The organism is Pseudoalteromonas arctica (assembly GCF_012927645.1).
Classification (GTDB): Bacteria; Pseudomonadota; Gammaproteobacteria; order Enterobacterales; family Alteromonadaceae; genus Pseudoalteromonas; species Pseudoalteromonas arctica_A.
The window spans coordinates 1-13,841 of the sequence record NZ_JABBMT010000052.1 but is presented as its reverse complement, the minus strand read 5'-3'; the positions used below and the strand labels follow the sequence as shown (position 1 = coordinate 13,841).

Here is a 13,841-nt window from a genome sequence, read left to right as displayed (position 1 = left end):
TCTTCGATAATGTTACGCCATTGTTCAAGGCTACGTGTTTTTCTCATGGCTATCTCCTAATTGAAATTCAGAAATAGCTTAATCGGTTTGACGAATTACTGGCAGGTGCACTTTGCTAGACGCTTACGAAAAAACTTAGCTTGGTTAGACAGCTTTCAAGATGTTAGGTTAGGTAGCTATCAAAAAGATAGAAAGCCAACGGGCAGCTACAACAAAGATGAAGAAATACACATGCAAATATATGAAATTGCGCAACAAAAATATGGAGATTTATCTCCTTTTTCAAATAAATATCGTCTTATAACTGCAATACTTGCTGGTACCCTTGACTCACTTTCTCTGGAAGATATAGCGCATGTTGAATCTGTAATTGAGGAAGTATTTAAAGATGTAACTTATTCAAAGTTAAACGATATTGACTATAGCAATGCTTATCAAAGGTTACTGTTTCAGATGCATTCTTGTAACCGTATTATTCTTATTGGTCACTCACAAGGTAACTTTTACACCAATGCTCTTTTTGAAGAAATTATATCTACTTATCAATATAGTGACGGTTATTTTGCTTCCGATTATCCAATGGTTAGCCTAGCGGCAATAGCAACACCAACTAATTCCCTAGGTGGCAGTTTAGGAAAAGAATACGCACATCAGATATCGCACCTTACACTTGACGAAGACTGGGTCATGCGAGCCGTAAGGATTTTATTTGGTAGTTTACCTTCAAACTATTCTGCTGAGTCTTTATTTGACTCAACTGGTCATGGGTTAATTGATGCATACCTAAGAAATAATGCTGTTGCAAATGCAATAAGTGCTAAAATTGAAGCTTCTATTTTAAACCAAACTCCTTTCCCCTTATTTGAACAACACCCTGTAAATTCAGATGCTTTTTCACACATCGGCTATTCAACGATTAATAAAATTCTTGATCTCAAATTTGAATCAGGAAGTGTTTATCGTTATTACAATATACCCATTTTAGTATGGGATGAGTTTTATTACTCAACATCAATGGGGAAGTTTTATAATGATAATATTCGAGGTCAATACCCTGTTGATAAGTTAGACATTGAAACTATGACTTACCTAAAAATGACATCACTTGAACCAGTTGCAAAAGTTGAAAAATAACTAAACATTGAACTAGAAATAAAAAAGGTGAGCACTTCAGCTAACCCTTTCAAGAGTTATAGTTTAGGAATAGCGATTGGATTCCCAATCTATAAACTCATTCCCAAACTATAATGACTTTGATCACATTTAAAAATTAATCGCGATATGTCTCTACCGCTGGGCATGAACACACTAAGTTACGGTCGCCGTATACGTCATCGATACGCGTTACTGTAGGCCAGAATTTGTTTTTTGCAACAGCTGGTACTGGGAATGCGGCGTAGAAGCGGTCGTATGCGCGATCCCATTCGTTACCTAACACGTCGCCTTGTGTGTGCGGTGCAAACACTAGCGGGTTGTTTTCGATAGACCATTCGCCAGAGATCACTTTATCGATTTCGCCTTTGATTGACACCATTGCTTCGATGAAACGGTCGATCTCAACTTTAGACTCAGACTCAGTAGGCTCAATCATCAAGGTGCCCGCTACTGGGAACGACATGGTTGGTGAATGGAAGCCGTAATCTTGTAAGCGCTTAGCTACGTCCATTTCGGTGATGCCTGAAAGTTCTTTAAGTGGGCGTAAGTCAACAATACATTCGTGAGCAACACGGTTGTTGCGACCACGGTATAAAATTGGGAAGTGCTGGCTTAACTCGTGAGTTAAGTAGTTAGCATTCACAATCGCCATTTCAGTGGCTTGTTTAAGACCTTCGCTACCCATCATGGTGATGTAAGCCCATGAAATAGGTAAAATAGCCGCAGAGCCGTATGGTGCTGCTGATACCGCGCCGTTGCCTACGTTAGTGCCAGGTACGTTAATTACGCTGTGGTTTGGCATAAATGGCGCAAGGTGTGATTTAACACCGATTGGGCCAACACCTGGGCCACCGCCACCGTGTGGAATACAGAACGTTTTATGCAGGTTTAAGTGCGATACGTCTGAGCCGATAGAACCAGGGCTAGTTACACCCACTTGGGCATTCATGTTTGCGCCATCCATGTAAACTTGGCCGCCGTGCTGATGCACGATGTCGCAAATTTCACGGATTGTTTCTTCGTATACACCGTGCGTAGACGGGTATGTGATCATGATACATGATAGGTTTTCTGATACTTCTTCAGCTTTCGCTTTAAGATCAGCCATATCAACGTTACCGTTTTTGTCACAATCAACAACTACGATTTTCATGCTCGCCATTTGTGCAGATGCCGGGTTTGTACCGTGCGCTGAACTTGGGATCAAACATACGTTACGGTGTGCGTCGCCACGTGATTCATGGTATTTACGAATTGCGATTAAGCCTGCGTATTCACCTTGTGCGCCAGAGTTTGGCTGAAGTGATACAGCATCGTAACCGGTAATATTAACTAACCAATCATGCAATTCATTGATCATAATTTGGTAACCTTCTGCTTGGTCTAGCGGGCAGAATGGGTGAAGGTTAGCAAACTCAGGCCAGGTGATTGGGATCATCTCCGCAGTCGCGTTTAGTTTCATAGTACATGAACCTAACGAGATCATTGAGTGGTTAAGCGCTAAATCTTTGTTTTCAAGACGTTTGATATAACGCAGCATCTCAGTTTCGCTGTGGTACGAGTTAAAGTTCGGGTGCGTTAGCACTTCGTCATCACGTACTAGGCTTGCCGGAATTGATTCGCTACCGTTTGCTTCAATGTCAGCAGCAATTGCATCAACACTTAAACCATGGCCTTCACCTAGGATGATGTCGAATAGTTCTGCAACATCTGCGCGTGTTGTGGTTTCTGATACTGCAATTGAGTATTCGCCATCATGGTTAGTTGCAAAGTTAACGCCGTTTGCAACTGCACGAGCTACTACGTCGCCTTTGTTATCGCCAACAACCGTTAGGGTATCAAACCATGTGCTGTGTTTCAGGTTTACGCCTTTAGCTTGTAGGCCAGCGGCTAAAATATCAGCAAAGTGATGAATACGCTGTGCGATAGTTTTTAAGCCTTGTGGACCGTGGTACACCGCGTAAAACGCTGCCATGTTGGCAAGCAATACTTGCGCTGTACAAATGTTTGAGTTGGCTTTGTCGCGGCGAATGTGTTGCTCGCGCGTTTGCATTGCCATACGTAGCGCGTCGTTACCTAAACGGTCTTTAGATACACCGATGATACGACCTGGTAATGAGCGCTTGTATGCATCACGCGTGGCAAAGAATGCCGCGTGGGGACCGCCGTAACCCATTGGTACACCAAAGCGCTGTGCAGAACCAAGTACTACGTCTGCGCCTAGTTTGCCCGGTGCTTTTAATAGTAATAAGCTCATGATGTCGGCAGCAACACAGGCAATCGCTTTTTTGCTTTGTACGCCAGCGATTAAATCAGTGATGTCTACCACCTCACCTGAGGTTGATGGGTATTGGAATAACGCACCAAAAATCTCGTGATTTACAGCATCAGCCGCAGGACCAACGACCACTTCAAAACCAAACTGATCGGCACGTGTTGCAACTACGTCGATTGTTTGTGTGTGTACGTCATCAGCAATAAAGAAGATATTGGCTTTTTTAGCTTTAGATACACGCTTTGCAAGACCCATCGCCTCAGCAGCAGCGGTTGATTCGTCAAGTAATGATGCACTTGCTAAATCAAGACCGGTAAGGTCTAAGGTCATAGTTTGGAAGTTTAATAATGACTCTAAACGCCCTTGAGCAATCTCTGGTTGGTATGGAGTGTACGCTGTGTACCAGCCTGGGTTCTCAAGTACGTTACGTAAAATTACGTGTGGTACATGAGTTGGGTGGTAACCTTGACCAATGTAAGATTTGAACACTTTATTTTTGCTTGCTACAGACTTTAAGTAGCTTAGTGTTTCAACTTCAGTGCGGCTTTCGCCCACTGTAAGGCCCTGCTCTAAACGAATACTTGCAGGTACAGTTTGATCGATCAGCTCTTCAACACTCGATACTCCAAGAGCACTTAGCATATCGCTTACTTGTGCTGGGCTTGGCCCAATATGACGGCGAATAAAATCTTGCGTTTGCTCTAATTGTTCAAGAGATGTGGCGTTTGACATTTGTCCAGATTCCTATGATCCAAAAAATAAATGGTTATCACTAATGGGTGACCAGCAATAACTTAAAAGCTTTTGATTTAGTAACTTACAATGTATGGAAAGGTAAGCGGTAAAATCATAAAAGCCCCAATTATGTTAGGTATAATGGGGCTTTTAATATCGAATAAAACTAATAATTAGTCTTCGTCGATGGTGTTTGCATAGCCTTCAGCGTCAAGCAGATTTTCAAGCTCAGACTCATCAGATGCTTTAATGCGGAATAACCAACCGTCGCCGTAAGCGTCGTTGTTTACAGTTTCAGGTGCATCTTCAAGATCTTCATTGATTGCAATGATTTCGCCACCGATTGGGGCGTAGATATCTGATGCTGCTTTTACTGACTCTGCAACAGCACAATCTTCACCAGCGTCTACTTCGTCACCAACTTCTGGTAATTCAACAAATACCATGTCGCCAAGAAGTTCTTGTGCATGCTCAGAAATACCTACAGTGAAAGTACCATCACCTTCGTTGCGAACCCACTCGTGTGAAGAGGCATACTTTAACTCGCTAGGGATATTGCTCATTTTTATGTTCCTTTGGTTCTGATACCAATCAATTTAAATATTTAACCATTCTAGCGGCCTAAATAAAGCGCTAACAGCGTTATTAATTTATCAGGTAGAACAACTACATATCAAAATTAATGCCTTGTTATCACTCTATTTATCTGTCACTATAAGTGGTTAATAACTCAACATGATTGGCATTATTGGTTGATAACACCAAATTTTAATTAATACTTTAAAGTACAGACTTACCGTTACGTACAAAGCTTGGTTTAACTACTTTTACGTTAACTAATTTTTTACGCATTTCTACTTGGGCTGTCTCGCCGGTTGAACGTGGTACACGTGCAAGAGCAACACTAAAACCAAGTGTAGGTGAGAAAGTACCAGAGGTAATAACCCCTTCGCCACCTTCAACGATTACTTTAGAACCGCTACGCAATACGCCTTTTTCTTCAAGCACTAGGCCAACGAGTTTGTCTGTGCTTTTATCAGCGCGTTGCTTAACTAATACATCACGACCGATAAAGTCACGATCTTCAGGTTCCCATGCAATGGTCCACGCCATGTTAGCAGCAAGTGGTGAAACGCTTTCGTCCATATCTAGGCCGTAAAGGTTCATACCTGCTTCTAAACGTAATGTGTCACGTGCACCAAGGCCTGCTGGTTTAACCCCTGCATCTAGCAGTTGTTGCCAAAGATCAGCCGCTTGCTCGTTCGGGACTACTATTTCGTAACCGTCTTCGCCAGTATAGCCTGTTGTCGCAATAAATAAATCACCAACTTGAACACCAAAAAATGGCTTCATACCTGCAACTGCAGCTTGTTGTTCAGCGGTTAAAAGTGTCGCTGTTTTTGCTTTAGCATTAGGGCCTTGTACTGCGATCATGGCAAACTCTGGGCGCTCAGTCACTGCAACGGCAAAATCGGCTGATACTTTAGCCATATGCGCTAAATCTTTTTCGCGAGTTGCTGAGTTAACCACTAAACGGTATTGCGTTTCAGAGAAGAAGTAGATGATAAGGTCGTCGATTACGCCGCCTTGTTCGTTAAGCATACCTGTGTATAAAGCTTTACCTGGAACAGTTAATTTAGCCACGTCGTTAGCAACTAATTTGCGTAAGAATGCTTGTGCTTGCTCGCCTTTAACATCCACAATCGTCATGTGTGAAACGTCAAACATGCCGGCATCGGTACGCACTGCGTTGTGCTCTTCGATTTGCGAACCATAGTTGATTGGCATTTCCCAGCCGTGAAAATCAACCATTTTAGCGTTAGCTTCAAGGTGCTTTGCATGTAAAACTGTTTTAGAAGTCATAATATTCCTTCACTTTATAATTAACCCAATTGTGAGCGTGGCCTCAATTTAATGAGGGGGAATAACATGGGCGGCGATTATACATAAGTTGTACTGCACTGACACCCAAATTGCGATTTGTTGTTTTAAATAAACTACAAAAAAACTGGCAAGTGTTCATTACACCAGCCAGTTTATAAAATCTGTTAAGCAACCTCAGGGAGTGACATAGCAAAACCACGTTGCTGTAGATAAGTTTGCCATTTTTTCAGCTCAGGGAGTTTAGCCACCAGCTGAAAATACTGCTGTGATTGTTTGTCGATAGCAGTGATGAATACTTCACCACTTTGTGCCCCATAACAACTCGTTGCATCAGATAAACGCAACCCTGGAGTGAGTTTAAATGCATCAACAAGTACATCAAATGCATGCTCACCAGATAAAGTTAGCGTGGCTAAATCGCTGCGAACCACAAACTCAATATCGTAACGCAATTGTTGCTCGCTGATCAGCGCTTGTAACTGAGTTGCAGCGTCTGTGTGCAACACAAATCTAAATGCTGTAGCGCTAAAGTAATAAAGTGCATAGCTATATGTGCTATTTAAATCACCATCTAAGCTGCCTTTAAGGCCTAAGCCACTGGCGGTTAGTTTAGTTAAATCTAACCCTAATATTGTGCTCAAAAATGGGATTGCTTCAGTGCCGCTAAAATCGATCACCACGGTGTTTGTATTGACCTGCAGCATATTACTATCGGCTACTTCAATCTGGCTATGACGAGCAAACATTATTGGGATAAAAGTCATTATCGACACCTATCAATCTTTAATGGCAAAAGTATATTGTGCAAGCTAAGTAACAACAAATTGTAATTATTAATCAATTGATAAATAATACTTATCAATCTACCTCCATAAATTGTAATTTTTAATATGAAAAATATCTCAACAGACAGCTTACGTACATTAGTTACTGTGGTTGAAGTAGGTGGTTTTGCTAAAGCAGGTGATTTACTTGGCTTATCGCAACCCGCTGTAAGTTTACAAATAAAGCGGTTAGAAGAAATGCTCGGCCATAAGCTATTTAAAAAACAAGGCCAGCGCCAAGTGCCCAATCAATACGGTGAGTTATTACTGCCAATGGCAAAACAAATGCTGCTGCAAAACGACACCATATTGCAATTATTCACCAAAGAAAATGTCACCGGTAAAGTACGTTTGGGCATTCCAAGTGAGTTTGCAGCACGCATTTTGCCCGCTATTATTGGTGATTTTGTAGCACTTTACCCAGAGGTATCTTTAGAAGTTAAATCACGTTTAAGTAAGCATTTATTGTCAGTTTCACGAGAAGATCAATTTGATTTAGTATTGGCGTTAAATGAAGATTTAAACTCTGAAAAATTCCCCGTTTTTATGCAAGATCAACTTGTCTGGGTCGGTGACTTATCATTAGCGCAAAACGACGTAGTCACTTTAGTCACCGCGCCAGAAGGCTGCATTTACCGCCGCCGCGCCATCGAGGCATTGCAACTTGCAGGTATTAAGTACCGCATAAGTTATAGTAACGCTGATTTAACAGGCCTTACTGCGGCTTTAAAAGAAGGATTAGGGATCACCGTTTTGGCTAGAAGCACAGTGCCTAATGAACTTTATTATGAGTTAAACACCGCTATTTTACCGAGCTTAGGTAAAATAGGTATTAGCTTAACAAAGCATGCTGAACAAGCTGAGCATGCGGTAGATAAACTCGCTGAGTTTATTGCATTACGTTTGACTTAATGGCTAACAAAAAGCCGCCTTTAGTAGAATAAAATAACTATATTTTCATGAGCTGCATATTGCAGCTCATTTTCTAGGAGTAGATTTGATGGAAACTGAATTAGACCTTGAGGCATTATGGGATGAATGCTTCGCCATGCCCGACGCATCCCCTGATGTAGAATACGCCAAGCGATATTTTTTTAATCGTACAGAACAACAAATATTCGAATGTTTTGATAGAAACGTAATTGAACGTACCAGTGAGCTAAGGGAAATCACTCCACCACTTTTTAATCTTTATTTTCCACACTTTCAAAATTATATTTTAAAATGCAAGCATGACTCTATGGATGCAAACTGTATATCTAGTTGTTATATGGGTCTTTTAGCGGATAAGCTGCAGCAAGGCATAGTGAGTAACAAAGAGATTATTGATAAAGCTGCACTTATTAATAAACACTTTAGAGAAAACCTTAGTTTTTACAACGACTATCCAGAAATATATGGCGACTTGAAGCTTAAATTAGATGAAGCCGATAAATTGTTAGCTCAGTATAAAATTGGTTAAACACTGATTTAAAAAGAAAAAAGCGCGGTATAAAACGCGCTTTTGCTGTGACATAAAACGTAGGATAAGTACGCTATTATAGCGTACCAATTAACATACATGCCATGGCATCTTTTTGCCCTTACGATAGTTGTTCACCATCAGCGACAACACCACTTACAACAACTGCAGCAAAAATGGTCGGCACGATTACACCTGCAAATTTATTCAATAAAATAGCCATAAAATGATTAAATCTCTGTTACTTCCCTATCGCTTGTTTGGCAAACAAATTCTTTATAGGGCCTAGGTTATCAACCATGCTCAAACCGACACCACGAATGAGTTTTTTAAACGGGTGGACACCTTCAAATAACTCTTTTAAGCCTTGCATCATGGCAATGTGTTTTTGTGCATCAAGCTTACGGGTACGCTCGTAATCGCGCAGGGTTCGTGAACTGGCAAACTCTTTTTGCGGTTGGCTTAACAGCTCAATAAGGTAAGCGGCGTCTTTAAGACCTAAGTTCATACCAAGTCCAGCTAACGGATGAATAGTGTGTGCGGCATCGCCGATTAATACTACTTTGCCTTCAACCCACTTTTGCGCATAACGCATTTTCAGCGGGAACGCTGTGCGCGCACTTTGTACTTCACATAAACCGCATTGGCCATCAAGGGCTGCCATCACTGCTTTATTAAAATCGCTGTTATCCATGGCTAGTAACGTTTGGCTATGCTCTGGGCTGGTTGACCATACAATTGAATGCGTATTGGCATCTGGCAGCGGTAAAAATGCCAAAGGTCCTGTCGGTAAGAATACTTGGCGTGCGGTATTGTTATGAGGTTCGGTAGTTTTTACTGTTGCGACTATGGCATTGTGGTCATAATCTTTAAAAGTAATAGGCAAGTTGAACTGCTTTCGAACAGAAGAATTTGCGCCATCAGCGGCAACCAAAAGCTTGGCAATCACAGGCTCACCAGACTCAAGGGTAATAAATACATCGTTTTCACTTTGGTGAATTTGTTGATAGCGAGTATCAAACATCAATGTTGCTTGGCTGTGCTTTTCGAGCTCTTTGATCAGTGCATAACGAATAATGTCGTTTTCAACGATATGGCCTAATTGGGGTAACTCTAGTTCACCACTATTAAACGCTATTTTACCAAAACTATCTTGATCGCGTACATCCATGTGAGTATAAGCACATGCCCGCTTTGCAATAATTTCTGGCCATACATTGAGTGATTCAAATAATGCTTGGCTAGCTAGGCTTAATGCACTTACGCGTAAACCATAGTCATCGCCAGGCAATACTTGCTTTGCTGCGGCATCTATAACAACTACGCTGATATTAGCTTTGGCTAACCCTAATGCAAGTGTTAGGCCTACACAGCCACCACCCACAACACATACTTGTGTCTGTTTCATAGTCGTTTACCTTGTTTAACCTGACCCATTAATTGCTTAGCTAAAGGTGTTTTTAAAGATGAACACAAATCCATGGAGAATAGACCACAGCTGCGACCAAATGCGAGTATTCGTGATGAGTTTGAAAATAACCGCACTAAAGAATCCGTTAGCGTCATTACGGTATTAATATCTTGATTACGTTGTTTGGCATATTCACGTGTAAATGCGTAGCTGCCGATTGCTGATTCACTTTTTACTAATTCACTTGTTATTAACTCACATAATAGCTGTACATCGCGCAGGCCTAAATTAAAGCCCTGCCCTGCAATAGGATGAATAGCATGCCCTGCATTGCCAATTAGTACCGTACGGTGAGCACTTAATGACTCAGCACGGCCAAACACCAGAGTATAGTTTGCACGCATGCCGACTTTAGTAAATTGCCCGCCACGATAACCAAATGCAGTTTGCAAAGCACTTATAAAAGCGCTGTCGTCAAGCTGCATATGCGCGTCAATATCGGCTTTATCCATACACCATACTAGCGAATAACGGTTATTACTCATGGGTAATAATGCCATTGGCCCATGCTCAGTAAAGCGCTCAAAAGCATGATTATGGTGGCCATCTGCCACTTCGATATTGGCAATGATTGCCCCTTGTGAATATGGCTGGGTTGCAAAGTCTATCTTCGCTAATTCGCGCGCTGGCGACTGCGCACCGTCGGCAACAACCACTAACTTGGCATTTAAACTATTACCTGATTGTAAGGTGATCTGTGCATTGTCACTTGTATAGTTTAAGCTCGCGATACTGTCAGGACAAAACAGTTTAATGTGTGAATTGGTGAGCTGATTATGAAGTGAGCGGCCAAATGGATTAACTTCAACCACATAGCCCAGTGCAGGTTGAGCAAACTCATCACAATTAATATGAGTTTTTCCAAAATGCCCACGATCCGATACGGATACTTTTTTAATCGCAGTAGCAAAACCAATATCGGGGTCAAACACCTGCAACCCCTTTAAAAACTGTACAGATTGCTGGGCTAGCGCAATGCTACGATCATCAAAACTAGGGTGATAGTCAGCATTTATTTGATTAGCCTCAACTACGGCAATGCTGAGGTTTGGCGCATGTTTAGCCAAGCTTAACGCACAACTGGCACCCGCTAAACCGCCACCGATAATAACAACATCAAACTGCTCTGCCACGTCCTGCTCCTAGCGGTTAACTGCTTGCTTTTGCATTAACGCTTCAATCTCGCTGATACTTTTTGGCACACTCGCAGTCAGATTTTCGTGGCCTTGCTCAGTCACTAACAGGTTATCTTCAATACGAATACCAATGCCCTTATATTGCTCAGGTGCTTTTGCATCTAGGCTAATATACAAACCAGGTTCAATGGTAAGTACCATACCAGCTTCAAATGGTCGTTCTTTTTCGTCTTTTTTGTAATCACCAACATCATGCACATCAAGGCCAAGCCAATGACCTAGACCATGCATATAAAATGCTTTGCATGCTTGATTATCTAACAGCTCTTGTAAATCGCCTTGCAGAATACCTAAATCAAGTAAACCTTGCGTAAGTACTTTCATAGCCAGTTTATTTGCTTTTGAAAGCGTACCACCGGGTCTTACTTCAGTAAATGCCGCTTCTTGCGCAGCAAGTACAATAGTATAAAGCGCGGCTTGTGGTTCACTAAATTTGCCATTGATTGGGAAAGTACGAGTAATATCCGCCGCGTAACCGTGTAGTTCTGCACCAGAATCAATCAGCACTAGATCACCATTGGTTAGCACATCGCTGTTTGCGGTGTAATGCAATATATTAGCGTTATCGCCACCACCTACAATAGTGCCGTACGCAGGATGGCGTGCACCATGCATTGCGTAATGATGATGAAGCTCCGCTTCTAATTGATACTCAGTAGCACCGGGCTTTGCAAATTGCATAGCACGCATATGACCTTGCGTACTTATTTCACAAGACTCACGCATAATGCGCACTTCAGCTGGCGATTTAAATAATCGCATTTCGTGCACTAAGCCACGAATATCTTTAATAGTGTGCGGTGCTTTGTAACCTTTTTTAGGTGTGCCACGTAGGGTATTTAATAATTCCCACACTTTATCGTCAAATTGCGGGTAGGTGCCTTGTGCATAAAATAAAATCTGCTGGCCGTTCACCAAATTCAATAATTGTTCAGTTAGCTCACTCAGTGCACATGTTTGGTCGAATAAATAATCTTCTTTGGCTTTTTCAAAACCGATTCGTCGGCCGTGCCAAATTTCTGCTAACTTATCTTTATTCAAACAAAACAGCGTACTCGGTGTATCGCTGCTAGGGCTAAGCACTAGCACCGCATCGGGTTCATTAAAACCAGTTAAGTAGAAGAAGTCGCTATCTTGGCGAAACGCATATTCGGTATCACGGCTGCGGGTTACTTCACTTGCCGCTGGAATGATAGCCACACTGTTTGGCTGCATCATGGAAAGTAAACGATCTCTGCGTGCTTTAAACTCTGCTTTTTCTATATTAACTGTTGGCATTATAAACCCTGTTTATATTGTTAATTTTAACTTAGTGAAGTGTTTTTTTAGTACTTTTTGGCGCTTGCTCTTGACCAAGTTCAGCAAAACACAACAGCGCAGAAACTCTCACATATTCAATCACTTCGTGCAATGCTTGGCTGTCTTCTTCGGTTTCATCAAACATGGTATCTAAACGCGTAATTTCACTAAAATCACTGATCACTTCTTTTACGTCAGCTGATAATTTGCCATAGTCTTTTTGCTTTAAGCCAAAACCAAGCATAAATCCAGCGACCCATGACACTAAACCATTGGCTTGATCTACTAAGGTTTCATCATCGCTTGGTAAAAATAAATCAAATTGAAATTCTTCATCGTTAAAGCTCTCTACTACTTGCTTATAAATAACGGCAAAAAATTCTTTCAGATCATGGCTAAATGATTGACCATCATTAAACACATCGCTTAATAAGCCTAGGTACTCTTTGGCTTCAATACTCAAACCACAGGCTAATAACCCACTGATCACGCCATGCGCTTCTGAAGGGGTGACAAATATTTCGTTTTTTTCCAATAATAATTGGGCTTGTTGATAATCTGGTAATTCGTTCATGCTGGCATCTTCACTTGACTAATTAAGTCAATGCTACCACTCGATAAATAGCAACTCCAATGAAAAGTATGATTGAGGTCAAAAAGCAATCCAAAAAGTAAATAGTCAGTTACCAGTGCTGAAAAAACCTTCGAACAGTATAATTATTTTGAATTTGGGGTGTAAGGATTAGCTTATGTCTTATATACTTAATTTGTTCCCTAGGGTGTTGGAGCTTGGTTAAGTCCCTGAGCCGATAAATTTTATGTTAGGGTTTCTGTTCGTCTGCTATTGTGCAAGCTCGGCATGTACCGAGAAGCCTACGGCAAACCGCAGATCCCCGCCCTGAAACCTTCTGGTTTCAGGACTGACACCGAGTGCCGCATACTTGGGGAACACTTTTCTTTCTTTTGAGTTGTTATTTATTGTTGAAGAGAGTGAATTACTACTTAAAAAAACGAATAAAACTGAGTTTAATTACGCATAAAAGCAATTAAATAAGTTAGCGTTTTATCTTAAATGCACCAAGTATTATTCGAACAGTACCACTGTACATACTTCAAGTGAGGTTCTGACATTTAAAATACGATAATTTTCGCATTAACAGAGTCTCGACCCTTAGAAGCTAATACAGTACCAATGATTTCATACATTTAAACTCTCTTAAAATCCAAGTTAATATATAAACTCATTCTAAAAATAAGTTGCAATATCAAACAAGTTTGCCGTACGTGTCAGCATCATAAAAATCGCCATCTTTATAAATCGCTTTTTCTAGTAAAGCTTCATGCTTAAAACCTGACTTTAGTAAAACCTTACTTGAACCTGTATTACCGTCAAAAACGATAGCATGTAACCTAATACCAAACACATTTAATTGATGATCTATTTTAATTTAATGCTATTTGTGATCTAATACTGGTAAATTCACTCATTCTTATTGAGCTTAAATTGTCCAACATTCCAGATTTTCCCTACACCCGAGAT

At 41.1% G+C, this 13,841-nt stretch carries 11 protein-coding genes and 1 other RNA gene; 4 read left to right on the top strand and 8 right to left on the bottom strand.

The features are described from left to right. Window positions 1–60: 60 nt before the first annotated feature. A complete protein-coding gene (locus HHO47_RS18350) occupies window positions 61–1,134 on the top strand; it encodes a KTSC domain-containing protein (protein WP_169021604.1) in 1,074 nt (357 codons plus the stop codon). 136 nt (window positions 1,135–1,270) lie between these two features. Here the strand turns inward: HHO47_RS18350 and gcvP are convergent, their stop codons facing one another. The 4 genes from gcvP to HHO47_RS18330 all read right to left on the bottom strand — a co-directional run bounded on the left by gcvP (window position 1,271) and on the right by HHO47_RS18330 (window position 6,813). Further along, the gene (gene gcvP / locus HHO47_RS18345; RefSeq protein ID WP_169021603.1) at window positions 1,271–4,162 is read right to left on the bottom strand and encodes an aminomethyl-transferring glycine dehydrogenase; all 2,892 of its coding nucleotides are present in this window, start codon (window positions 4,160–4,162) and stop codon (window positions 1,271–1,273) included. A gap of 176 nt (window positions 4,163–4,338) precedes the next feature. Next, window positions 4,339–4,728 carry a glycine cleavage system protein GcvH gene (gene gcvH, locus HHO47_RS18340; RefSeq protein WP_099296427.1) on the bottom strand — a complete coding sequence of 130 codons (390 nt, stop codon included), beginning with the start codon at window positions 4,726–4,728 and terminating at the stop codon, window positions 4,339–4,341. 217 nt (window positions 4,729–4,945) lie between these two features. Then, complete coding sequence (gcvT, locus tag HHO47_RS18335; protein WP_169021602.1) at window positions 4,946–6,028, bottom strand: glycine cleavage system aminomethyltransferase GcvT; 1,083 nt, start codon at window positions 6,026–6,028, stop codon at window positions 4,946–4,948. A gap of 185 nt (window positions 6,029–6,213) precedes the next feature. Continuing rightward, a complete protein-coding gene (locus tag HHO47_RS18330; RefSeq protein ID WP_169021601.1) occupies window positions 6,214–6,813 on the bottom strand; it encodes a hypothetical protein in 600 nt (199 codons plus the stop codon). 126 nt (window positions 6,814–6,939) lie between these two features. On the opposite strand from HHO47_RS18330, the gene HHO47_RS18325 reads away from it, so the two are divergent. Next, the gene (locus HHO47_RS18325) at window positions 6,940–7,785 is read left to right on the top strand and encodes a LysR family transcriptional regulator (RefSeq protein ID WP_169021600.1); all 846 of its coding nucleotides are present in this window, start codon (window positions 6,940–6,942) and stop codon (window positions 7,783–7,785) included. Window positions 7,786–7,873: 88 nt separating this feature from the next. Beyond that, complete coding sequence (locus tag HHO47_RS18320) at window positions 7,874–8,335, top strand: hypothetical protein (RefSeq protein WP_169021599.1); 462 nt, start codon at window positions 7,874–7,876, stop codon at window positions 8,333–8,335. 241 nt (window positions 8,336–8,576) lie between these two features. Here HHO47_RS18320 and HHO47_RS18315 read toward each other — a convergent pair whose 3' ends face one another. From HHO47_RS18315 to HHO47_RS18300, 4 genes are read right to left on the bottom strand one after another with little or no spacing between them, the layout of a single operon-like run. Next, the gene (locus HHO47_RS18315; RefSeq protein WP_169021598.1) at window positions 8,577–9,743 is read right to left on the bottom strand and encodes an FAD-dependent monooxygenase; all 1,167 of its coding nucleotides are present in this window, start codon (window positions 9,741–9,743) and stop codon (window positions 8,577–8,579) included. Next, window positions 9,740–10,939, bottom strand: a complete 1,200-nt coding sequence (gene ubiH / locus HHO47_RS18310) for a 2-octaprenyl-6-methoxyphenyl hydroxylase (protein WP_169021597.1) — start codon at window positions 10,937–10,939, stop codon at window positions 9,740–9,742. The genes HHO47_RS18315 and ubiH overlap by 4 nt, the downstream gene beginning before the upstream one ends. A gap of 9 nt (window positions 10,940–10,948) precedes the next feature. After that, window positions 10,949–12,280, bottom strand: a complete 1,332-nt coding sequence (gene pepP, locus HHO47_RS18305) for a Xaa-Pro aminopeptidase (protein WP_169021596.1) — start codon at window positions 12,278–12,280, stop codon at window positions 10,949–10,951. Between the two features lie 31 nt (window positions 12,281–12,311). Continuing rightward, window positions 12,312–12,875: a UPF0149 family protein gene (locus tag HHO47_RS18300; protein ID WP_169021595.1), complete on the bottom strand. Its 564-nt coding sequence runs from the start codon at window positions 12,873–12,875 to the stop codon at window positions 12,312–12,314. A 194-nt stretch (window positions 12,876–13,069) separates the two neighbouring features. Here HHO47_RS18300 and ssrS point away from each other — a divergent pair. Further along, window positions 13,070–13,253: non-coding RNA, 6S RNA (gene ssrS, locus HHO47_RS18295), on the top strand. The last annotated feature ends 588 nt before the right edge of the window (window positions 13,254–13,841 follow it).

Coding starts and splice junctions, on each gene's coding strand:
- HHO47_RS18330 (WP_169021601.1), bottom strand. CDS start 6,813: ATGACTTTTATCCCAATAATGTTTGCTCGTCATAGCCAGATTGAAGTA.
- HHO47_RS18320 (WP_169021599.1), top strand. CDS start 7,874: ATGGAAACTGAATTAGACCTTGAGGCATTATGGGATGAATGCTTCGCC.
- HHO47_RS18300 (WP_169021595.1), bottom strand. CDS start 12,875: ATGAACGAATTACCAGATTATCAACAAGCCCAATTATTATTGGAAAAA.
- gcvT (WP_169021602.1), bottom strand. CDS start 6,028: ATGACTTCTAAAACAGTTTTACATGCAAAGCACCTTGAAGCTAACGCT.
- pepP (WP_169021596.1), bottom strand. CDS start 12,280: ATGCCAACAGTTAATATAGAAAAAGCAGAGTTTAAAGCACGCAGAGAT.
- HHO47_RS18325 (WP_169021600.1), top strand. CDS start 6,940: ATGAAAAATATCTCAACAGACAGCTTACGTACATTAGTTACTGTGGTT.
- gcvH (WP_099296427.1), bottom strand. CDS start 4,728: ATGAGCAATATCCCTAGCGAGTTAAAGTATGCCTCTTCACACGAGTGG.
- gcvP (WP_169021603.1), bottom strand. CDS start 4,162: ATGTCAAACGCCACATCTCTTGAACAATTAGAGCAAACGCAAGATTTT.
- HHO47_RS18315 (WP_169021598.1), bottom strand. CDS start 9,743: ATGAAACAGACACAAGTATGTGTTGTGGGTGGTGGCTGTGTAGGCCTA.